This window comes from Amycolatopsis thailandensis, from assembly GCF_002234405.1.
GTDB classification, from domain to species: domain Bacteria; phylum Actinomycetota; class Actinomycetes; order Mycobacteriales; family Pseudonocardiaceae; genus Amycolatopsis; species Amycolatopsis thailandensis.
The window spans coordinates 1-20,400 of record NZ_NMQT01000009.1 but is presented as its reverse complement, the minus strand read 5'-3'; the positions used below and the strand labels follow the sequence as shown (position 1 = coordinate 20,400).

Sequence of the window (20,400 nt, the reverse complement as noted above, 5' to 3'; positions counted from 1 at the left end):
TTTGTTCCCCAATGTGGCATTGGAGACGCTCAGCGTCTCCAATGCCACATTGGGAACAGACGGCCCGGCAGGCTGCGTACCTTGGCTCGGTGCGGCCTGCCGGGTCGGCGGTGTTGCGAAAGCCACTTTCGCAACATCCCAAGCAGACACGCCGGTAAGCGAACAAGGCACCTTCGCCTTACCCTCGAATAGCCCGAATCGCCAACTCGCGATCACCCGGACCGAACGGCGGGGTGCGGAGGTCGAGTTCCTGGGCTGAGTGTCCGTGAAGGCCTCCTTTCCTACCTTCAGGGTAGGAAAGGAGGCCTTCACGGACCCGGCGCTCAGAACCGTGCCCGAAAGTGGCTTTCGCGACGTACCGGCCGGAGTCGCGCTGCCCCCGAGACGAAAACGGGGCCGCGAGCAAAAGCCCGCGACCCCGTTCCTTTCCCAAAACGGCTCAGCCGGCCGGTTTGACCTCGGTCTTCGGGTCGCCGTCGACCGCCGCGGTGAGCTGCGGGACGATCCGCTCCAGCACGTAAGGCAGGCTCAGCACGGTCACGAAGGACACCGCGCTGCCATAGGTGCCTTCGTTCTCGATGAAGACCTCGCGCTTTTCCTTCGCCACCTTCAAACCGGTGTAGAGCGCGTCCTTGCCGAGGATCTCCTGCGCCTTGGCCGGGGTGTCGATCAGCCAGACGAGCGCGTCGCGGTCGAGCAGGTCGGTCCGCTCCGCGCTGAGGCTCTTGCCGAACTTGTCACCGATGGCGGCGTCGAGGTCGGCCGGCAGCTTGAAGCCGAGCGATTCGAGGATCCGCGAGCGCGGGTCCTGGCTGCCGTAAACGAAGTAGCCCTCGTAGGTCGACGCCATCAGGGCCGACTTGCCTTCGAATTCCGGGTGCTCCTTGCGGACCTGGGCGAACTTGTCCTCGACGCCCTTGACCAGTTCGTCGGCCTTGGTCGCGCGCCCGACGGCCTGGCCGACCTTCTTGGTCGCCTCCTGCCACGGGATGCCGTAGTCGTTGTACTCCTTGGGCTGCGCGACGACCGGGACGCCGATCTGGCCCAGTTTGTCGTACTGCTCCTTGGTGAGCCCCGAATACAGCGCGATGATCAGGTCCGGCTTCAGCGCGGCGATCTTCTCGTACTGCGGCCCGTCGACATCCTTGAGGACCTCGGGCAGCGCGGCGCCGCCGAGCTTGTCGGTCGCCCACGGGGCGATGGTGCCGGGGAACTTGCCGAGCCATTCGGTGACGCCGACCGGGACCACGCCGAGCGCGAGCAACGCGTCCTGCTCGGTCAGGCCGACCGTGACGACCCGCTTGGGCTCCTGGGTGATGGTGGTGCTGCCGTACTTGTGCTCGATGGTCGTCGGGAACGCGTTCGCGTCGACCGCCGAACCGGCGGAGTTCTGCGCGGCCGGGGTGGCCGACTCGCCGCCTCCTCCGCACGCGGTGAGCGAGGCGGCCAGCACCAGGGTGGACGCCAGCACGCCGGCGGTCTTCAGGCGCCCGCGCACGGCGGAGAGAGTGGGGATTCGGGCCATCGTCCGTCCTTCTTGATCGGCGATCCGGTGAAATGCCGGATTAATCGAGATTCAGGTTTGCCTAACCTAAGACGCCGAACGGCCGATTGCAACCGGCGACGCTGCGTCCCGGGTCACGTCCGTGAACGGTTGTCCGACCAGGCCGCCCAAAGCGTCGCGTAGCGACCACCCGAGGCCACGAGTTCGTCGTGAGTCCCGCTCTCGACGACGACGCCCGCGTCGAGCACGACGACGCGGTCCGAGGCCGCCGCCTGCGTCAGCCGATGCGCGACCACCAGGCCGGTCCGGCCTTCGAGGGCGGCTGCCGCGGCGGCTTCGAGGGTTTTCGCGCCCGCGCTCCCGGCCTCCGCGGTGGCTTCGTCGAGGATCGCGATCGGCGGATCCGCCAGCACCAGCCTGGCCAGGGCCAGCTGCTGGGACTGGGTGACGGTCAGCTGATGGCCGCCTTCGCCGACGACGGTCGCGAGCCCTTCGCCCAGCGCCTCCGCCCAGCCGCGCGCGCCGACCTTTTCCAGTGCCGCGAGCAGTTCCGCGTCGGACGCGCCAGGCTGGGCGAGCCGGAGGTCGTCCGCCAGCGAACCGGCGAAGACGTGCACCTCCTGGCTGATCAGCGCGACCGCCTGCCGGGTGCCGGACGGCCCGAGTTCGTCGAGTGGCACCCCGCCGACGGAGATCGTGCCGGAGCCCGGGGTGTGGATCCCGGCGATCAGCTTCGCCAGCGTCGTCTTCCCCGCCCCGCTCGCGCCGACCAGCGCGACCCGCTCGCCGGGGGAGAGGCTCAGCTCGACGTCGCGCAGTACCGGGTGTCCGTCCACATAGGAATGGGAGATCCCGGCCGCCTTCACCGAGGCGTCAAGGGGTTTCGCGGGCCGTTCGGGTTCACGCGGCGCGGGCAGATCGGCGACCCCGATCAGCCGGGCGAGGCTCGCGGTGGCGGCTTGCGCGTCGTCCACCAGCGCCAGCGCGGTGTTGATCGGACCGAACAGGCTGTGGAAGTACAACGCCGCCGCCGTCGCCGCGCCGACGGTCACCGCGTCGGCGCCCACCAGCAGGAAGCCTGCCGCGAGCACGGCCGAGAGGCCGACGAACTCAGCGAGGTTGAGCCTGGCGAAGAATCTCGTCATCAGCCGGACCCCGCGCAGCATCAGGTCCATGGCGCCCTCGGACCGCTGCCGGACCCGCTCCACGTGCGCGTCGGCGAGCCGGAAAGCGCGGACGGTCTTCGCGCCGCCGATCGTGTCGAGCAGTTGCTGCTGCTGCGAACCCGTCGCGATTCGCTGCTTCGCGTACAACGGGACGGCGTTGCGGACGTACCAGCGCACGGTGTGGAGCTGGATCGGCGTCGCCAGCAGCGCCGCCAGGAGGAACCGCCAGTCGATGACGGCGAGTGCGCCGAGGGTCAGCACGATGGTGAGCGCCGAGCGGCCCAGTTCGGGCAAGGCGTCGCGGACCGCCCGCGCGACCACCGTGACGTCGTTGGTGACCCGGGCGGTCAGGTCGCCGGAGCCCGCGCGTTCGACCTGTTCCAGCGGGAGGCTCAGCGCCCGGTCGACGAACCGTTCGCGCAGTTCGGCCAGCAGTGTCTCGCCGAGCCTCGCGGTCAGCGAGACACCCACCGCCGTCGCGATCGCCTGCGTGACGGCGACCAGGACCAGCCCCACCACGGGGGTGGTCAGTTCGGTCGCGGGCCTCTTCTCGATGACGAGGTCGACGATGTGGCCGAGCAGACGGGCGGTGAGCAGCCCGATCGCGGTCGCGCCGACGAGCGTCACGAGCGCTCCGGCCGCGCGGGCTTTCGAGGTACTGAGCAGTTCGCCGAGGACGGCGCGGATCCGCTTGCCGTCGGCGGTGGGGAGGAGTTCCCGGGTCATGACAGCACCGCCGCGCGGTAGTCGGCGCGATCGCGGGCAAGTTCGGCGTGGCCGCCTTCACCGGTGACTCGGCCGCCGTCTAGGACGACGACGCGGTCGGTCACGGCGAGCAGCGCGGGACTCGTGGTCACCAGGATCGTGGTCCGTCCTTGTCGTAGCCGGGCGAGCCCGGTGGCGATCTTCGCTTCGGTCACGGTGTCCACCGCCGTCGTCGGGTCGTGGACGACGAGCACCGGCGCGTCCGCGGCGAGGGCGCGGGCGAGGGCGACGCGCTGTCGCTGACCGCCGGAAAGGGAGCGGCCGCGTTCGGTGACCGCGGTCCCGGTGCCGTCCGGAAGCGCCGCCGCGACCTCGTCCGCCGCCGCCGCGGCCAGCGCCTCGTCGGGAGCGGGCCCCACGTTCTCCGCCAGCGTCCCTTCGAACAGATCCGCGTCGTGCGCGGCGACCAGGACGACCTCCCGCACCCGGTCCGGGTCCACAGTGGACAGATCGACGCCGTCGACGTGCACCCCGCCTTCGGTGGGGTCGACCGCCCGGCCGAGGCAATCGAGCAGGTCGGTCGCCGCAGCCGGATCGGCGGCGACGACGCCGATCAGCTGCCCGGCGGGGATTTCAAGGTCGACACCGCGGAGACTGCCGTACGAGACCCCGGTCAGCCGGACGGTCCCGGCGGCGGGGGACGGGAGTTCGCCGTCGCCCGCTTCGACCGACGGCGGCGTGGTCAGCAGATCGGCGACCCGGGACGCCGACGCGCGGCCCTGTGCCAGCTCGCCGTTGACCCAAGAGAAGATCAGGAACGGCGTGAGCAGGAATTGCGCCAGCCCGACGGCCGCGACGAGATCGCCGACGCTGATCGATCCCGACGCCGCGAGGTTTCCGCCGACGAGGGCGACGATCGCGATGAAGATCCCGGTGAGCGCGAGCACCGCGCCGTCGTGCCAGGCCTTGGCTCGCGCGGCGCGCAAGGTCGCCTTGAGCGAGTTCTGGCTCGTGTCGCGGTAGCGGGCGACCGCGGCCGGTTCGGCGCCGATTCCTTTCAGCACCCGCAGGCCGGAGACGAGATCCGTGGCGACGCCCGAAGCGTGCGCTGAACGTTCCTGTTCGGCTTCGCTGCGGCGCTCCAGTGGCTTGCCGATGAGGTGGGCGAGATACAGCAGCGGCGGTGTGCCCAGGAGGACGAGAAGACCCAGCGGCAGCGAGATGCGCAGCAGGGCGACCGCGCTGACCAGGACCCCGGCCAGCGCGGCGATCCCGAACGGCAGTGCCGCGTTCACGACGCCGACCCGTTGCGCGTCGCTGGTGCCGATGTTGACCAGTTCGCCGGCCAGCTTGCCGTTTTCGGCTCCGCCACCGGGATGCAGGACGCGCCTGCTGATCGCGATGCGCAGGTCGTGCGCGGCACGGAGAGAGGCGCCTTCGGCCGCGCGCGCGGCGAACCGGTAGCTGTAGGACAGTCCCGCGAAGACCACGCCGAGCACGGCGAGCCAGAACGCGAGCGTGCCCGCCGAACCGCCGTCGACGGCCTGGTCGATGACCACGCCGATGATCACCGGGACGAGTGCTTCACCGCCCTGATGACCGGCGGCGAGCACGGACGCGAGGGTGACTTGGCGTCGCTGTCCGGAGATCGCCTGGCGCAGGACGCTCCGGCTGGTGGTGGCCGTTGCGGGCACCGGCGCCTCCGTTCGAAAGTGGGGAAGGTAAGGCTAGTCTAAGTAGGTAGCTCGTTGAGGTGAACTCCGGCGTTCGGTTAGCCTCGCCTCACTCGAAGGAGGTTTCGTGGTCGTCACCGAACGCGCGCCCGCCGCGGCGTCCCCGCCGAGCGCGGCGGCACGGACGTTCCGCGCCGGCGGTCTGGTGCTCGGGCTCGCCCTGCTGGGGCTCGTGTTCCTGCTCAGCATCTGGGTGGGGTCGAAGAGCATCCCGTTCACCTCCACCTGGTCGGTGCTGTGGCACAACGACGGCTCGACCGACGCGGTGATCATCCACGACCTCCGTATCCCGCGGACCCTGCTGGGACTCGTCGTCGGTGCGGCGCTGGGCCTCGCGGGCGCGGTGATGCAGGCACTCACCCGGAACCCGCTCGCCGATCCCGGTCTGCTCGGGGTCAACACCGGCGCCGCGGCGGCGGTCGTCTCGGGGATCGCGTTCGCCGGTGTCACGAGCGTGCTCGGCTACATCTGGTTCGCGTTCGCCGGAGCGGCGATCGCCTCGGTCGTGGTGTACGTCCTCGGCTCGGCGGGCCGCAGCGCCACGCCGGACCGTCTCGTGCTCGCCGGTTCCGCGGTCATGGCGGTGCTCCAGGCCTACATCGTCGGCGTGCTGCTGCTGATGCCCGAGACGTTCAACCAGTTCCGGTTCTGGAACGTCGGCTCGCTCAGCGGCCGGAAATGGGACGTGTTCCTGCAGATCTCGCCGTTCGTCGTGATCGGCGTGATCATCGCGCTGCTGCTCGCCCGGCCGCTCAACGTCCTCGCGCTCGGCGACCAGACCGGCAAGGCGCTCGGTGCCCACGTGGGCCGCACCCGGGTGCTGGGCGCGATCGTGGTGATGCTCCTCTGCGGCGCGGGCACCGCGGCGATCGGGCCGGTCCTGTTCCTCGGGCTCGCCGTGCCGCACGCCGCGCGCCTGCTGGTCGGCCCGGATCAGCGCTGGGTGCTCCCATATTCGATGCTGCTCGCGCCGATCGCGCTGATCGGCGCCGACATCGTCGGCCGCGTGCTGAACCCGCCGGAGGAACTGCAGGCGGGCATCGTCGTCGCGTTTCTCGGTGCGCCGGTGTTCATCGCGCTGTGCCGGCGCAGGAAGCTGGCCCGGCTGTGACATCAGGCGACAAGGGGACCGCGATCAAGGAGCGCCCACCGATGACCACCCGCGTCCTGCGCACCCCGGGCGGGGGGCTGTCGCTGCGCGTCACCCCTCGGGCGGCGATCGTCGTCGTGCTGCTGGCCGTCGCCGTGTTCTTCGCCGGCGCGGTCAGCATGACCACCGGCGACTACCCGCTGAGCGTCGGCGAGGTCATCCAGACGTTGTTCGGCTTCGGCGACCGGGCCACCGAGTTCATCGTGACCACGCTGCGGCTGCCGCGGCTGCTGACCGCGCTGCTGGTCGGCGGCGCGCTCGCGGTCAGTGGCGCGATCCTGCAAAGCCTGTCCGGGAATCCCTTGGGCAGCCCCGATTTCATCGGCTTCACCGAAGGCGCGGCCGCCGGCGCGCTGCTGACGATCATCGTGGTGCACGGCGGGATGCTCCAGGTCTCGTTCGGCGCGCTCGTCGGCGGCGTCGCGACAGCGGCGCTGATCGCGCTGCTCGCGTTCAAGGGCGGCGTGCACACCTTCCGGCTGATCCTGGTCGGCATCGGCGTCAACGCGATGCTCATCGCGTTCAATTCGTACCTGATCACCCGGGCCGCCCAGCAGGACGGCCTCGCCGCACAGGCTTGGCTGGTCGGTGGCCTCAACGGGCGCGGATGGGAGCACGTCGTCCCGGTCGCGATCGCCATCGCCGTCCTGGTCCCGCCGGCCTTCGTCTACGGCCGGAGGCTTTCCCTGCTGGAGATGGGCGACGACTCGGCCATGGGACTCGGCGTGCCCGTCCAGCGGAGCCGGGTCGTGCTTCTCGGTGTCAGCGTCGGACTGTGCTCGATCGCGACCGCGGCCGCCGGACCGATCGCGTTCCTGGCCCTCGCCGCGCCTCAGCTGGCGAAACGGCTCACGCGGTCTTCCGGGCCCGGGCTCGCCGCGGCCGCGCTGATGGGCATGCTCCTGCTGGTGGTGAGTGATCTGGTCACCCAGCGGTTCCTGGCCGGTCTGCCGGTCGGTCTCGTGACCGGCGCCATCGGCGGGCTGTACCTGGCCTGGCTGCTGGTTTCCCGGCGCGGGGTCAGCCGGGCTGCGCGCTGACCGGCTCGATCGGCGCGGGCTCGCCGAAACGGGCCAGCGCCAGCGCCGCCGAGACCGCGAGCGCGAAACCGACCGCCGCCACGGCCGCGAACCCGGGCCGGGTGGTGTCGCCCAGCACGAGAACCCCGATCAGGGAAGGGAAGACGGTCTCGCCGATCACCATCATCGCGGTCGAGGTGGTGACACTGCCGCGTTGCAGCGCGGTGGCGTAGAACAACATCGCCAGCGCGCCCGCCACGCCGAGGGTGTACGTGGCCGGGTCCGTCAACAGGTCCAGCGGGGCGAGGCTGGTGAGCACACGGCCGGACAGGGCGACCACGCCGAAGCACAGCCCGGCGATCAGGCCCAGCGCCGGTGTCCGGATCCGCCGCGACGCGCGGCCGGCGAACATCCCGGCCGTGCCGAGGACGACCACCGCGCAGACCAGCACGAGCCGGAAGCCCAGCCCGGTCGCGTCCGAGCCCTCGCTTTCGGCGGACATCCCGAGCAGGGCGAGCCCGGCGCAGACGACCGCGACCGCCGTCCACTCGCGACGTCCCAACCGGACACCGAGCACCCGCGCCGCGACCGCGGTGACGGCGAGGCTTCCCGCCAGCGCCGCCTGGACCATGAACAGCGGCAGCACGCGCAGGGCGGCGACCTGGGCGACGAACCCGACGACGTCCAGCGCCAGGCCCGCGACGAACTTCCACTGCCGCAGCACCCGCACGAGAAGCCGGGGATCGACACGGTCTTCAGTGCCTGAAGTCGCCTTCGCGGCTATCGCTTGCATCACCGAAGCGACGCCGTACGCACACGCCGCGAAGAGCGCGCAAATCAGTCCCCACCACATGAAGCGTCAGCCTAGTCCTGCCCGATGTGTAAGGTGGCGGGATGTCGAACACGAGTTCGAGTGCCGCCGAGCCGGTGGACCGGGCCTGGCCCGCCGGGATCGCCGAGGACGAAGCCGGGATCCAGTGGGACTTCCTGCGCTTCCTCCGGGCCACCGCGGTGAACAAGGTCGCCGGGCTGACCAGGGAACAGGCGGTCGCGACGCCGATGCCATCGTCGCCGCGGATGAGCGCGCTGGGGCTGCTGAAGCATCTGACCGCGGTCGAACGCTGGTGGCTCTCGATCGAAGCGGGCGGCGCCGACTTGCCGTCGCTGTGGGAAGGCTCACCGGATCCGAGCTGGGACCTGACCGAGGACGACGACCCGCGTTCGGTCGTGGCGGCGTACCGCGCGGAGTGGGCGTTGTCGGAGTCGTCGCTGGCCGGGGTCTCGCCGGACGATCGTGCGCGCCGGTCGGGAAAGTTCACCGTCCGGTGGGTGTTCGCGCACGTGCTCCAGGAGACCGCGCGGCACACCGGGCATCTGGACATCCTGCGGGAGCTGGCCGACGGCGCCACGGGAGAGTAGGGCCGTAAGGTGTCCGCATGGCTGACAGGCTGTACTTCCGGCAGTTGCTCGCGGGCCGTGACTTCGCGGTGGGGGATCCGGTCGCGACGCAGATGGTCAACTTCGCCTATCTGATCGGCGACAGGGAGACGAACGAGGCGGTCGTCGTCGACCCGGCGTACGCCGTCGGCGATCTGCTCGACCTGCTGGAAGCCGACGGCATGCGGCTGACCGGTGTCCTCGCGACGCACCACCATCCGGACCACGTCGGCGGCGAGATGATGGGCTTCTCGCTGCCGGGGATCGCGGAACTGCTGGAGCGCGAGCAGGTGCCGATCCACGTCAACGGCGCCGAGGCCGAATGGGTCCGTCGCATCACCGGCGTCTCCGGGACCGACCTGCGCTCGCACGAACACGACGACGTCCTCGAGGTCGGCGCGGTGCCGATCCGGCTGCTGCACACGCCGGGGCACACCCCGGGCAGCCAGTGCTTCCTGGTCGACGGAAAGCTCGTCTCGGGCGACACGCTGTTCCTCGAAGGCTGTGGCCGCACCGATTTCCCGGGCGGTGACGCGGACGCGATCTACCGGAGCCTGCAGTGGCTGGCCGGGCTGGACGGGGATCCGGTCGTCTACCCGGGGCACCAGTACTCGGCCGAGCCGTCGGCGAACCTCTCGCGCGTGAAGGACACGAACTTCGTGTTCCAGCCGAAGTCGCTGGACCAATGGCGGCTGATGTTCGGCGGCTGACCGCGTTTCACACCTTGCGTGAGGGCGCAGGGACCGACCCGGCGAGCCACCCCGCGTTGTGCCCGCAGCGCCGGACCCCTCCGCGTTCAGTCCTCTGAACGCGGGGGAGGCGTCCAGATCGCGGGACGCGGAGCCCGCCGATTGACCCGCCCCGCCCGGGAAGCCGAAGCTCGGAAGCGTGACGCTCAAGCTGCATTGGTTCCTGCCCACCACCGGCGACGGCCGCACGATCGTGGAGCACTTCCACGCCAGTCGCGCCGCCGGGGCGTCCGCCGCCCGTGAGCCGAGCCTCGACTACCTCGCCCAGGTCGCCCGCGCCGCCGAAGCCAACGGTTTCGAAGGCGTACTGACACCGACCGGGACCTGGTGCGAGGACGCCTGGCTGACGACGGCGGCGCTGATCCGGGAGACGAGAAGCCTCAAGTTCCTGGTCGCGTTCCGGCCCGGGACGATCTCGCCGACGCTGGCCGCTCAGATGGCCGGGACCTTCCAGCGGCTCTCTCAAGGGCGCGTGCTGCTCAACGTCGTCACCGGCGGCGACGCTGTCGAGCAGCGCCGGTTCGGTGACCGGCACGACCACGACCAGCGCTATGCCCGCACCGGCGAGTTCCTCGAAATCGTGCGCGGGGTGTGGAGCGGCAAGCCGTTCGACTACGACGGCGAGCATCTCAAGGTCGAGGGCGCGACCACGCGCGCGGCGCCCGATCCGGTACCGCCGATCTACTTCGGAGGTTCCTCGCCGGCGGCGCTGCCGATCGCGGCGAAACACGCCGACGTCTACCTGACCTGGGGCGAGCCGCCCGCGCAGGTCGCCGAGAAGATCGCCAAGGTCCGCGAGCTCGCCGAGGAACAGGGCCGGAAGGTCCGCTTCGGCATCCGGCTGCACACCCTGTCCCGTGACACGTCGGCCGAAGCCTGGGCGGAGGCGGCGAAACTGCTGGAAGCGATCGACCCCGAGCGGATCGCCCACACCCAGAAGCAGCTGTCCGCCAGTGAATCCGTCGGCCAGCAAAGGATGGCCGCACTGCACGGCGGGAAAACCGACGGTGGCGTGCGCGGGCTGGAGATCCACCCGAACCTGTGGGCGGGTATCGGCCTGGTGCGCGGCGGCGCGGGCACGGCTCTGGTCGGCAGCCACCAGGAGGTCGCCGATCTCATCGAGGAGTATCACGCGCACGGCATCGAGGAGTTCGTCCTCTCCGGATACCCGCATCTGGAGGAGGCGTACTGGTTCGGCGAAGGTGTCCGGCCGGAGCTGATCCGCCGCGGCCTGCACGTCTAGGCGGTCCTGGTCACCGATTCTTCACGGCCGCGACCACGGCCTCGGCGACAGCGCGAGCGCTGGCGGGATTCTGCCCGGTGATGAGCCGTCCGTCGGTGACCACGTACGGATCGAAGGGTTGGTCGGCGACGGTGTAATTCCCTCCGCGGCTCTTCAGTTCATCCTGAAGGCTGAACGGGACCACGTCGGCGCGCTGGGCGGCTTCCTCCTCCGGCCAGGAGAACCCGGTGACGTTCTTGCCCTTGAGCAGCGGGTCGCCGTTCTCCAGGGTGACTTCCAGCAGGCCGGCGGGGCCGTGGCAAACCGCGGAAACGATCCGCCCGCTGTCGTGGAACCGGGCCGTCAACCCGGCCAGAGCCTGGTCGCGGAAGTCGAACATCACCCCGTGGCCACCGGTGAAATAGATCGCGTCGTAGTCCTCGGCTTTCACGTCGCTTGCCTTTTTGGTGTCCTTCAGCAGGTCCATGAAGTCGCGGTCGCGGTAACGCCGGTCCGTGCCCAACTCTCCGAGCACGTCGTGCGCCAGACTTTCGGGGTCGATCGGCACGTAGCCACCCGCCGGACTGGCGATGTCGAGCTCGAAGCCGTGCTCCTCGGCGTAGTCGTAGAAGTGAGTCAACTCGCCCAGCCACAGCCCGGTTCGCATCCCGGCCTTCTCGTACTCCCGGACGTTGGTGACGATGATCAAGATCTTCTGAGCGGCCATACCTGGTGCTACCCGTTGCGCCTGTCCTCTAATCCTGCCGCGTTCTAGTCCCAGCGCTGTGAGGCGTACACGACGACGTTGTCCCGATAGGACCGTTTCGCCGCGTCGAAGCTTCCGCCGCAGGTGATCAACCTGAGCGCGCTGCCCGGCGCGGGACCGTAGACAGCCTGCGTCGGGAATTCGTCCTTCGGGTAACGCCGGACGGAGTCGACACGGAACACGACGTCGGCGCCGTCGGATCGCGCGACGCGTACCTCGTCGCCGGGCCGCAGTTCGCGCAGCCGGAAGAACGGCGCCGGTCCCGAGCGCGAGTCGACGTGCGCGGCGAGGACGGCGGGGCCGGGGTCGCCCGGCACCGGCCCGTCCTCGTACCAGCCGACGTCGGAGAACCGGCCGGGTGCCTGGAGTTCGCCTGCCGCTCCGAGCGTGAGCGGGACTAGTCCCGCCTGATCGAGGCCGATCGCCGGGATGGTCAGCCGGTTCGGCGCCGCCTTCGCCCTGGCGGGAAGCGGAAGCGGACCGGGCACGGCCGGCGCGACCGCTCCCGCCGGGGCGAGAGGCGCCGGAGCGGGCGCGCAAGCGGTGAGCGCCAGAAGTCCTGAAAGGACGAACGCGGCGCGGTCAGCGATCATGCGCCGGACGTCGTCTGCCCACCAGCACCGCGATCAGGACCAGCGCGGGCAAAGCGGCGAAAGGCCACCACGGCAGGGACTTCGGGGTGGTCCCGCCGCCACCGGTCTCGACCCCGAGTTTCGGCGGGTTCGGCAGGGTGGCGCCGTCGGCGATCGCCTCGGTCTTCAACCCGGTGCCGTTCTCGGTCACCAGCAGGCTGGTCGTCGATCCGGCTTTGATGTCCACTGTGGACTCCGAAGTCGTGCCGCCGGAGGTCATCTTCAGCGACCAGCGTCCTTCGGGGAGTTCCGTGTACGGCGTCGTCGAACCATACGTGGCGCCGTTCACCACGGATTTCCCGTCCTGCCCGGTGACGCTCACCGGGGTCAGCGCGGCCGAGCCCTGGACGACGCGGACCCGTCCGTTCCCGGCCGCGGGCGCGGTCAGATCGTCCTGGACCAGTTCACCCCGCAAACCCGCGCCGGGCCCGTTCGCGAACACCAGCAGTGAGTACGCGCTCTCCTCCTTGATCTCGATCGTCGCGCTCAGCGCGGGCGGCGAGGACGCGGCCGCGTCGGCGGGCCGCATCGAAACCGTGTACGCGCCGGGGGTCACCGAGGAGTAGGGCGTCACCGCGCCGTAGCCGGCCTTGCGGATGACGACCTTTTCGGGCTTGCCGAAGGTGGCGAAGTAGATGTCGACCGGCGGGACCTTGGGGGAGAGGTGCCCGACGCGGATCCAGCCGACGCCGGGGCCGGGCGCCGCGTGTGCGGGAAGCGACAGGCCGCCGAACAGGACCAAAGCGGCGGCGACGACGCCGGCGGGTCTCATCAGGGCCGTGACGAGACGCATGGTGAGGACCTTTCTTGCCGGGGATCAGGGTGACGAGAACGGCGTGAGCAGTCCGGACGGTGGGAACAACGGGTACGTCACCAGCACTCCGCCCGGCACCCGGGTGACGGACGCGGGCTGGAACGTGGCGCGCTGACCGGTGAAGAAGTCGGCGATGGCGGCTTCGTCGTTACCGGAGACGACCAGCCGGCGCAGCGGCTGACCGGCGGCGGCTTCGCTTGGCACGGAGGGAAAATCGACCAGCCGGATCGGATGGAGGGTGGCGAGCGCGGCGGCGGTGGCGATCAGCCGGGGATCGGCCTCGCCCGCGATCAGCGCGTCCCGGGTGCGCCCTTCGCACTGGATCCGCTCCGAGGCCGCCAAGGCCGCACCGGCACGCGAACGTGCTCCGGATTCCTCGGTCTCACCGGGTGAATCCGGAGGCTCGCCGAAGCGGGAGACGGTGACGGTGTCCTCACCGAAACCGAAGACGGCGACTTTGGTGCCACCGACGAGAACCGCGGCCGCGGCGGGGAAACGCGCCTGTTCGCGCTGTCCGGAAGCGGTCAGTACCGCCCATTCCGGGACAGCGCAGGTGACCGCGCACGAGCCGACCGGGATCAGGGAACCGGTCGGCCAGCCGTCCGCGGCGAGTTCGGTCCAGCTCGCGTCGTCGACCAGGACGACGGCGCCGGAAGCGTTGTCCTGTAACCATTCCCGCGCCTGGGTGAGCGAGGCCTCGGCGGACGGTCCCGGCGCCAGCCTGCCGAATCCGTGCGCCCAGCCCGCCACGGAGACGAGGGTCAGCACCGTCGCCAGCACGATGGCGGGCAGGGGACGGCGAGCCGGGACCAGGCGATGACCGGCGGCCGGGGCGCCCGCCGCGACCGTGGCCGCGACTTCGGCGACGAGCAGCGGCGTCAGCGGGATCAACAGCGCGAGCGGGAGTTCGACGGGGATCGCGGGGAAAGCGAGGACGGCGGCGATCAGCAACGCCGAAACGGCGAGCGGCCGTGTCCGGGGCAGGACCATCCCGGCGACGATCGCGACCATCGACAGCACGACGAACACGGGGTCCAGCACGACCCAGTCGGCGATGCCCGGCGGACGCGGCCCGGGCAGCTCCGGACGCAGCACCGGACCGGCCGGGCCGAAAGCAATACCGAGCCCGAGCGTGAACACCACGGCGGTGAACGCGACGCGGGACGCCTCCCGCCGCCGGGCGAGCAGCCAGCCCGCCGCCGGCAGCGCGAGCAGGGCCAGTGGCGACGTGAGGACACCCGCGAGAAGGCACACCGCGACGAGGACGTCGTGCCACGGCCGCGCCCGATCACGCCGTGTCGCGGCGAGGACGAGCGCGGCGAGGATCCAGGCGACCGCGAGATGCTCGACGAGCACCACCCGCTGCATCCCGATCGCGAGCGGCGACACCGCCATCAGCACGACCGCCATGGTGGCCGCCCAGAACGGCAGCCCCAGCCGTCGCGCGAGGAGCCACAGCAGGACCGCGCACAGCACGGCCGCGAGCACCGTCGTCTCGCGGACCGCCATGACCGGGACGGTGGTCCGGTCGAACGTCCGCGAGAGCAGCGCGTACCCGGCCAGCTGCGCCCAGCCGAACGGCGACGTCCCGGTGACGCCGGTGTCAGTGAAGGAAGTGAGGTGACTCAAGGCGAAGACATGCGCGACCGTCGCCGGCTCGGTGGCGGGAGACGGCGTCGGTGAGGCCAGGTTGAGCACGCGCGCGCCACCGGTGATCACGAGAAGCGTGAGCACGACGTCGATCGACAGCAGCCGGATGGCGGCCGTCCCTACCAGGCGGCGTCCGTTGACATCGACGGGAACCACTCGCGAAGCGTAGCCCCGGAAATTCGCGGTGGACACGGCTGAATTGACGACATTCTTTCGATCACGTGAAAATCAACGGATAGTTTCTTACAGGGTACGAGAGAGCGCCAATGCGGCGGTCCGGACCGCGGGCGCGACCCGGTTGGTGTGCATGCGATTCGCCCAGCCGGAGATCGACAAGGCCGCCACCGCGACGCCTTGTGAGTCGAGCAAAGGGCTCGCGGCGCAGACGACGCCGACACCGGATTCCTCGCGCTCCAACGCGATTCCCTCGTCGCGGACCTTCGCGAGCTGGCGCCGCAACAGGCCGGCGGCGGTGATCGTCCGGACGCTGACCCTGGGCAATCCCGCGTCGATCACCTCTGTCACCACGGAATCCGGGGAAAACGCGAGAATGGCCTTTCCGACACCGGTGGCGTGCGCGGGAAAACGGCCGCCGATCCGGGACGGCAACGACGGCGCGTCGGGTCCCCGGAGAATGTCGAGATAGACGACCTCGGTGCCTTCCAGCACCGCGAGATGCACGGTGTTCCGGGTCGCCTCGCGGAGATCGGCGAGATACGGACGCGCCGCTTCGACCAGTCCGCGGCGCCGCACCGCCAGTTGGCCGATCTCGAACAGTTTCAGCCCGAGCCGCAGTGCCGCGCCCTCGCGTTCGAGCAGTCCGGTCGCGACCAGGTGCCCGGTGAGCCGGTGGACGGTCGACTTCGCCAGCCCGGTCCGCCGCGAGAGCTCGGAGACGCCGAGCGCGTCGTCGCCCGGACGGAAGGCGGAGAGCAGCGCGGTGACGCGGGCGGCCACGAGGCCGTCCGCTCCGGTTCGTTCCGGGTCGTCGTTCCGCCCAGCGGCACGCATGGGTTGAGTGTGCCCTATCCGCTCGGGGAGCGTCACCTGACATGGCGCAACGGAAAGCGGTGGCCGCGATCGTCGGTCCCGGGAACATCGGCACCGACCTGCTCGCGAAGCTGAGGCGCAGCGATCACGTCGAGGTGCGGTACATGGTCGGCGTGGACCCCGAGTCGGACGGGCTGGCGAAGGCGGCCGAGCTGGGGCTGGAGACCTCCGCCGGCGGCGTCGACTGGCTGCTGTCCCGCGACGAGCTGCCGGACCTGGTCTTCGAAGCCACTTCGGCGAAGGCGCATCTGGCGAACGCGCCGCGCTACGCCGCCGCGGGGATCCGCGCGATCGACCTGACCCCGGCCGCGGTCGGCCCGTTCACCTGCCCCGCCGTCGGCCTGCCGGAACGGCTGGACGTGCCGAACGTCAACCTCATCACCTGCGGCGGCCAGGCCACGATCCCGATCGTGCACGCGGTGTCCCGGGTGACGCCGGTGCCCTACGCCGAGATCGTCGCGTCCGTCTCGTCGCGGTCGGCCGGGCCGGGCACGCGGGCGAACATCGACGAGTTCACCGCGACGACGGCGCGCGGGATCGAACTGGTCGGGGGAGCGAGCCGCGGCAAGGCGATCATCATCATCAACCCCGTCGAACCGCCGATGATCATGCGCGACACGGTGTTCTGCGCGATCGACCCGGACGCGGACTTCGCCGCGGTGACCGAATCCGTCCACCGGATGGTCGAGACCGTCCAGGCCTACGTGCCGGGCTACACGCTCAAAGCGGATCCGCAGTACGACCCGCCCCGGCCGGGCTGGAGCGGGCAGGCACGGGTCGCGGTGTTCCTCGAGGTCGCCGGGAACGGGGACTTCCTGCCGAAGTACGCCGGGAACCTCGACATCATGACGGCCGCGGCCGCCCGCGTCGGCGAGCTGCTGGCGACCCAGGAGGTGGCGGCGTGAAGTGGGACGGGATCGACCGTGAGGTCCGGCTGGTCGACACCAGCCTGCGCGACGGCAGCCACGCCATGGCGCACCAGTTCACCGAGAAGAACGTGCGCGACACCGTCCGGGCGCTGGACGACGGCGGGGTCTCGCTGATCGAGGTCAGTCACGGCGACGGGCTCGGCGGCTCGACGTTCAACTACGGGTTCTCCCTGGTCGACGAGCGGAAGCTGATCGCCGCGGCGGTCGACGAGGCACGACGGGCGAAGATCGCGGTACTGCTCCTGCCCGGCCTCGGCACGGTCGGCGACCTGAAGGTGGCGGCCGATCTCGGCGCGGGCGCGGTCCGGATCGCGACCCACTGCACCGAGGCCGACGTCTCCGTCCAGCACTTCGGCGCGGCGCGGGAGCTCGGGCTGGAGACGGTCGGATTCCTGATGCTGTCCCACATGTCTACGCCGGAAGCGCTGGCGAAGCAGGGCAGGATCATGGTCGACGCCGGATGCCAGTGCGTGTACGTCGTCGATTCCGCCGGGGCGTTGATCCTGGAGGACGCGGGCGAACGCGTCGCCGCGCTCGTGGCGGAATTCGGCGACGAGGCGCAGGTCGGCTACCACGGGCACCAGAACCTGAGCTTCGGCGTCGCGAACTCGGTGCTCGCGTATCGGGCCGGTGCCCGGCAGATCGACGGTTCGCTGGTGGCGCTCGGGGCCGGTGCGGGCAACTCGCCGACCGAGGTCCTCGCGGCGACGTTCGAACGGCTCGGGATCCGCACCGGCGTCGACAAGGACGTGCTGATGGACGCCGCCGAGAACGTCGTGAAGCCCTACATCACCCGGCTGCCGGTGATGGACCGGTCGTCGATCGTGCAGGGTTTCGCGGGCGTGTACTCGAGTTTCCTGCTGCACGCGGAGCGTGCCGCCGAGCGCTACGACGTCCCGGCGCACGAAATCCTCTACCGCGTCGGCGCCGCGAAGTACGTGGGCGGACAGGAGGACATGATCATCGACATCGCTCTTCAGCTGGTCGCCGAACGCGATCAGGGTTGACGGTCGGCCCCGAGCACGAGGCGGACGCAATGGTCGATCAGGCGGTCGCGGCTCACCTTGAGCGAGCCGTCGAGGTAGGCGATGAAGACGTTGCTCAGCGCGCCGACCAGCCCGATCGACGTCATCTGCCGTTCCGCCGCGTCACCGTGGGACAACTGCCCGCTGACCAGTTCGGCGAAGGAGGGGAGGAGCGCGATCCCGCGGGTGGTCAGCGCGGGATCGGTGATCGGCGCGAGCAGCAGCACGCGGCCCTTGCGCGGGTCGTCGAGCATCAATCCGACGAAGGCGCGGACGGCGGCCTTCGCCCGTTCGGCGGGTTCGGCCGTGTGGCTGACGGCGTCGACCAGCGCTTGCCGCGCCTGCTCGCCGATGTGCTCGTAGACCGCGACGACCAGTTCCTCGCGGTCGGTGAAACTCTCGTAGAAGTACCGCTCGGTCAGCTTGGCGTGACGGCAGACCGCGCGGACGCTCACCCCGGCACTGCCCTGGGTGCCGAGCAGGTCGAGTCCCGCCTCGACGAGCTGTTCCCGTCGCGCGGCCTTGCGGTCGTCCAGGGTCGTGCCTGCCCAGCTCCGGCCGGCCATGATCGGCTCCTCGTCCTGAATGCAACAGTTGACTACGGCTGTTGTCAACTTTAACCTGACAACAGTTGTGGTCAATTTAACCAGCTCATTGAGGAGACCGGGGATGACACAGCCGCGGCCGCTGGGACCGGATTCGCTGACCTGGAAGTACTTCGGCGATTGGCGAGGGCTGCTCATCGCGCTCTGGGCCGGGTCCATGCAGAACATGCACCCCGAACTGGGCGCGGGCGTGGAGGAACACTCGCGGTTCTTCGAGGAGCGCTGGCAGCGGCTGTTCCGCTCGCTGTACCCGATCGGGGGAGTCATCTACGACGGCCCGCGCGCCCAACAGACGGCGTTGGAGGTGCGCGGCTACCACGATCGGATCAAGGGCGTCGACAAACACGGGCGGCGCTACCACGCGCTCAACCCGGACACCTTCTACTGGGCGCATTCGACGTTCTTCATGAGCGCCATCCTCATCGCCGACAACTTCGTCGGCGGCATCGGCGAGGCCGAGAAGCGGAAGCTGTTCGACGAGCACGTGCAGTGGTACGAGATGTACGGCATGAGCATGCGCCCGGTGCCCCGGACGTGGGAGGACTTCCAGCTGTACTGGAAGCGGATGTGCGAGGACGTCCTGGAGGACAACAAGGCCACGCGCGACGTGCTGGAGATCAAGGACCTCGCGAAGCCGCATTTCCTGCCGTGGCTGCCGGATTTCGCGTGGAACCTCGTGGGCGGGCAGGTGGCGCGGAACTTCGTCTGGCTGACGGTCGGGTTGTACGACCCGCCGATCCGCGAACTGCTCGGCTACACCTGGACCGATCGCGACGAGCGACGGCACCGGCGGGTCGGGAAGCTGATCAACGCGGCGTTCAAGCTGGTCCCGCGAGACCGCCGCTACCACCCTCGGGCCAGGGCGGGCTGGCGTCGTGAGCGTGGCGAACTGGCCCCGGACGCGCCGTTGGTCGAGACTCCGGCGAGGAACCTTCCGCCGCTTTCGGAGCGGGGCAAACCCGAGCACTACTCACCGAACGTCTGATTAGGAGCCTCGATGAAGCTTGGTTACCACCTCGGTTACTGGTCCTCCGCCCCGCCGGAAGGCGCGCTGGACGCGGTGTTGCGGGCCGAAGAACTCGGCTTCGATTCCGTGTGGACCGCCGAGGGCTACGGCTCGGACGCGTTCACCCCGCTCGCCTGGTGGGGCGCGTCCACGAGCCGGATCAAGCTCGGCACCAACATCGTCCAGATGTCGGCGCGCACCCCGACGGCGACGGGCATGCACGCGCTGACGCTGGACCACCTGTCCGGCGGCCGGTTCGTGCTCGGGCTCGGCGCGTCCGGACCGCAGGTGGTCGAGGGGTGGTACGGGCAGCCGTATCCGAAGCCGCTGGCGCGCACCCGCGAGTACGTCGACATCGTGCGGAAGGTCGTCGCGCGGGAGGCGCCGGTGACCCACGACGGTCGGCATTTCCAGTTGCCGCTGCAAGGTGGGACGGGGCTGGGGAAGGCGCTGAAGTCCACGGTGCACCCGTTCCGCAAGGAGATCCCGATCTTCCTCGCCGCGGAAGGGCCGAAGAACGTGGCGCTTTCGGCGGAGATCTGCGACGGCTGGCTCCCGCTGTTCTTTTCGCCCAAGAGCGACGGTTTCTACCGGACAGCGCTGCAAGAAGGCTTCTCGCGCCCCGGTGCCAGGCACGGCTTCGACGACTTCGAGGTCGCCGCGTCCGTGCCGGTGCTCGTCCACGACGACGTCGAGGAGGCCGCGAGCTGGATCAAGCCGTCGCTCGCGCTCTACATCGGCGGCATGGGCGCGAAATCGGTCAACTTCCATCACGACGTCTTCGCCCGGATGGGGTACGAGGACGTCGCCGACAAGGTTCAGGAGCTGTACCTGGCGGGCCGGAAGGACGAGGCGACCGCCGCGATCCCGACGTCGCTGGTGGAGGACACGTCGCTGATCGGACCGGCGGAGAAGATCCGTGACGAACTGGCCGCGTGGGAGGAGACCGTGGTGACCACGCTGCTTCTGCGGGGCGATGCCGCGACACTCACGAAGGTCGCCGAAACCCTTTCGTAGCTGGGAGCTGAAGGGCGCTTTCCCCGCGATGGTGTCCGCCACTCATGAGGCCGCAAGCCCTGAGTGCCCGTCCGTGAATGCCTCCTTGAGGGACTCTGGGTCCCTCAAGGAGGCCTTCACGGACTTGGGTTCATCTGTCCACAAGGGACACTTTCCGGCTGTAGAATGTCCGTTTCATGCTGGCATGCACCTTTGGCGAGGGGGTCGTGAGTGGCAATGAG

The 20,400-nt window shown here is 70.0% G+C and carries 19 protein-coding genes; 9 read left to right on the top strand and 10 right to left on the bottom strand.

Annotated elements, in window-relative coordinates:
• Positions 1–439 precede the first annotated feature (439 nt).
• The 3 genes from CFP71_RS02150 to CFP71_RS02140 form a co-directional block, all read right to left on the bottom strand.
• Positions 440–1,525: an iron-siderophore ABC transporter substrate-binding protein gene (locus CFP71_RS02150; protein ID WP_093932128.1), complete on the bottom strand. Its 1,086-nt coding sequence runs from the start codon at positions 1,523–1,525 to the stop codon at positions 440–442.
• Between the two features lie 113 nt (positions 1,526–1,638).
• Positions 1,639–3,396, bottom strand: a complete 1,758-nt coding sequence (locus tag CFP71_RS02145) for an ABC transporter ATP-binding protein (RefSeq protein ID WP_093932127.1) — start codon at positions 3,394–3,396, stop codon at positions 1,639–1,641.
• Positions 3,393–5,069 (bottom strand): ABC transporter ATP-binding protein, encoded by a 1,677-nt coding sequence (locus CFP71_RS02140; protein ID WP_093932126.1) that lies wholly within the window; start codon positions 5,067–5,069, stop codon positions 3,393–3,395. Before CFP71_RS02140 ends, CFP71_RS02145 begins: the two co-directional genes overlap by 4 nt.
• A gap of 106 nt (positions 5,070–5,175) precedes the next feature.
• Here CFP71_RS02140 and CFP71_RS02135 point away from each other — a divergent pair, with 106 nt between their 5' ends.
• Together CFP71_RS02135 and CFP71_RS02130 are read left to right on the top strand one after the other, a co-directional pair.
• On the top strand, positions 5,176–6,219 hold the full coding sequence (locus CFP71_RS02135) for a FecCD family ABC transporter permease (RefSeq protein WP_093932125.1): 1,044 nt from the start codon (positions 5,176–5,178) through the stop codon (positions 6,217–6,219).
• Between the two features lie 41 nt (positions 6,220–6,260).
• Positions 6,261–7,298 carry a FecCD family ABC transporter permease gene (locus CFP71_RS02130; RefSeq protein ID WP_093932151.1) on the top strand — a complete coding sequence of 346 codons (1,038 nt, stop codon included), beginning with the start codon at positions 6,261–6,263 and terminating at the stop codon, positions 7,296–7,298.
• On the opposite strand, the gene CFP71_RS02125 is transcribed toward CFP71_RS02130, so the two are convergent.
• Complete coding sequence (locus CFP71_RS02125; protein ID WP_093932124.1) at positions 7,279–8,130, bottom strand: DMT family transporter; 852 nt, start codon at positions 8,128–8,130, stop codon at positions 7,279–7,281. The two genes, CFP71_RS02130 and CFP71_RS02125, sit on opposite strands and share 20 nt — an antisense overlap.
• 41 nt (positions 8,131–8,171) lie before the next feature.
• Between CFP71_RS02125 and CFP71_RS02120 the strand changes: the two genes are divergently transcribed.
• The 3 genes from CFP71_RS02120 to CFP71_RS02110 all read left to right on the top strand — a co-directional run bounded on the left by CFP71_RS02120 (position 8,172) and on the right by CFP71_RS02110 (position 10,706).
• Complete coding sequence (locus CFP71_RS02120; RefSeq protein ID WP_093932123.1) at positions 8,172–8,696, top strand: DinB family protein; 525 nt, start codon at positions 8,172–8,174, stop codon at positions 8,694–8,696.
• A 17-nt stretch (positions 8,697–8,713) separates the two neighbouring features.
• Positions 8,714–9,424 (top strand): MBL fold metallo-hydrolase, encoded by a 711-nt coding sequence (locus CFP71_RS02115; protein ID WP_093932122.1) that lies wholly within the window; start codon positions 8,714–8,716, stop codon positions 9,422–9,424.
• Between the two features lie 178 nt (positions 9,425–9,602).
• Positions 9,603–10,706, top strand: a complete 1,104-nt coding sequence (locus CFP71_RS02110; RefSeq protein ID WP_093932121.1) for an LLM class flavin-dependent oxidoreductase — start codon at positions 9,603–9,605, stop codon at positions 10,704–10,706.
• Positions 10,707–10,716: 10 nt separating this feature from the next.
• On the opposite strand, the gene CFP71_RS02105 is transcribed toward CFP71_RS02110, so the two are convergent.
• The 5 genes from CFP71_RS02105 to CFP71_RS02085 all read right to left on the bottom strand — a co-directional run bounded on the left by CFP71_RS02105 (position 10,717) and on the right by CFP71_RS02085 (position 15,558).
• Positions 10,717–11,412, bottom strand: coding sequence for a type 1 glutamine amidotransferase domain-containing protein (locus CFP71_RS02105; protein ID WP_093932120.1), 696 nt, complete (start codon positions 11,410–11,412; stop codon positions 10,717–10,719).
• A gap of 44 nt (positions 11,413–11,456) precedes the next feature.
• A complete protein-coding gene (locus CFP71_RS02100) occupies positions 11,457–12,044 on the bottom strand; it encodes a class F sortase (protein ID WP_093932119.1) in 588 nt (195 codons plus the stop codon).
• Positions 12,034–12,876: a DUF4397 domain-containing protein gene (locus CFP71_RS02095; protein ID WP_093932118.1), complete on the bottom strand. Its 843-nt coding sequence runs from the start codon at positions 12,874–12,876 to the stop codon at positions 12,034–12,036. The genes CFP71_RS02100 and CFP71_RS02095 overlap by 11 nt, the downstream gene beginning before the upstream one ends.
• 24 nt (positions 12,877–12,900) lie before the next feature.
• Entirely contained in the window at positions 12,901–14,703 is a 1,803-nt protein-coding gene (locus CFP71_RS02090) for a phospholipid carrier-dependent glycosyltransferase (protein WP_093932150.1), read from the bottom strand.
• Between the two features lie 87 nt (positions 14,704–14,790).
• Positions 14,791–15,558: an IclR family transcriptional regulator gene (locus CFP71_RS02085; RefSeq protein ID WP_093932117.1), complete on the bottom strand. Its 768-nt coding sequence runs from the start codon at positions 15,556–15,558 to the stop codon at positions 14,791–14,793.
• A gap of 41 nt (positions 15,559–15,599) precedes the next feature.
• Between CFP71_RS02085 and CFP71_RS02080 the strand changes: the two genes are divergently transcribed.
• Positions 15,600–16,502 (top strand): acetaldehyde dehydrogenase (acetylating), encoded by a 903-nt coding sequence (locus CFP71_RS02080; RefSeq protein ID WP_093932116.1) that lies wholly within the window; start codon positions 15,600–15,602, stop codon positions 16,500–16,502.
• Positions 16,499–17,533, top strand: a complete 1,035-nt coding sequence (gene dmpG / locus CFP71_RS02075) for a 4-hydroxy-2-oxovalerate aldolase (RefSeq protein WP_093932115.1) — start codon at positions 16,499–16,501, stop codon at positions 17,531–17,533. Before CFP71_RS02080 ends, dmpG begins: the two co-directional genes overlap by 4 nt.
• On the opposite strand, the gene CFP71_RS02070 is transcribed toward dmpG, so the two are convergent.
• A complete protein-coding gene (locus tag CFP71_RS02070) occupies positions 17,524–18,117 on the bottom strand; it encodes a TetR/AcrR family transcriptional regulator (RefSeq protein WP_093932114.1) in 594 nt (197 codons plus the stop codon). The two genes, dmpG and CFP71_RS02070, sit on opposite strands and share 10 nt — an antisense overlap.
• A gap of 103 nt (positions 18,118–18,220) precedes the next feature.
• On the opposite strand from CFP71_RS02070, the gene CFP71_RS02065 reads away from it, so the two are divergent.
• Both CFP71_RS02065 and CFP71_RS02060 read left to right on the top strand, forming a co-directional pair.
• Positions 18,221–19,141, top strand: a complete 921-nt coding sequence (locus CFP71_RS02065) for an oxygenase MpaB family protein (protein WP_093932113.1) — start codon at positions 18,221–18,223, stop codon at positions 19,139–19,141.
• Positions 19,142–19,153: 12 nt separating this feature from the next.
• Positions 19,154–20,179, top strand: a complete 1,026-nt coding sequence (locus CFP71_RS02060) for an LLM class F420-dependent oxidoreductase (RefSeq protein ID WP_093932112.1) — start codon at positions 19,154–19,156, stop codon at positions 20,177–20,179.
• The last annotated feature ends 221 nt before the right edge of the window (positions 20,180–20,400 follow it).

Bases quoted from the DNA above. Each gene is read 5' to 3' on its own strand.
- CFP71_RS02150 (WP_093932128.1), bottom strand. From the start codon at position 1,525: ATGGCCCGAATCCCCACTCTCTCCGCCGTGCGCGGGCGCCTGAAGACC.
- CFP71_RS02145 (WP_093932127.1), bottom strand. From the start codon at position 3,396: ATGACCCGGGAACTCCTCCCCACCGCCGACGGCAAGCGGATCCGCGCC.
- CFP71_RS02130 (WP_093932151.1), top strand. From the start codon at position 6,261: ATGACCACCCGCGTCCTGCGCACCCCGGGCGGGGGGCTGTCGCTGCGC.
- CFP71_RS02125 (WP_093932124.1), bottom strand. From the start codon at position 8,130: ATGTGGTGGGGACTGATTTGCGCGCTCTTCGCGGCGTGTGCGTACGGC.
- CFP71_RS02120 (WP_093932123.1), top strand. From the start codon at position 8,172: ATGTCGAACACGAGTTCGAGTGCCGCCGAGCCGGTGGACCGGGCCTGG.
- CFP71_RS02115 (WP_093932122.1), top strand. From the start codon at position 8,714: ATGGCTGACAGGCTGTACTTCCGGCAGTTGCTCGCGGGCCGTGACTTC.
- CFP71_RS02105 (WP_093932120.1), bottom strand. From the start codon at position 11,412: ATGGCCGCTCAGAAGATCTTGATCATCGTCACCAACGTCCGGGAGTAC.
- CFP71_RS02100 (WP_093932119.1), bottom strand. From the start codon at position 12,044: ATGATCGCTGACCGCGCCGCGTTCGTCCTTTCAGGACTTCTGGCGCTC.
- CFP71_RS02095 (WP_093932118.1), bottom strand. From the start codon at position 12,876: ATGCGTCTCGTCACGGCCCTGATGAGACCCGCCGGCGTCGTCGCCGCC.
- CFP71_RS02085 (WP_093932117.1), bottom strand. From the start codon at position 15,558: ATGCGTGCCGCTGGGCGGAACGACGACCCGGAACGAACCGGAGCGGAC.
- CFP71_RS02080 (WP_093932116.1), top strand. From the start codon at position 15,600: ATGGCGCAACGGAAAGCGGTGGCCGCGATCGTCGGTCCCGGGAACATC.
- CFP71_RS02070 (WP_093932114.1), bottom strand. From the start codon at position 18,117: ATGGCCGGCCGGAGCTGGGCAGGCACGACCCTGGACGACCGCAAGGCC.
- CFP71_RS02065 (WP_093932113.1), top strand. From the start codon at position 18,221: ATGACACAGCCGCGGCCGCTGGGACCGGATTCGCTGACCTGGAAGTAC.
- CFP71_RS02060 (WP_093932112.1), top strand. From the start codon at position 19,154: ATGAAGCTTGGTTACCACCTCGGTTACTGGTCCTCCGCCCCGCCGGAA.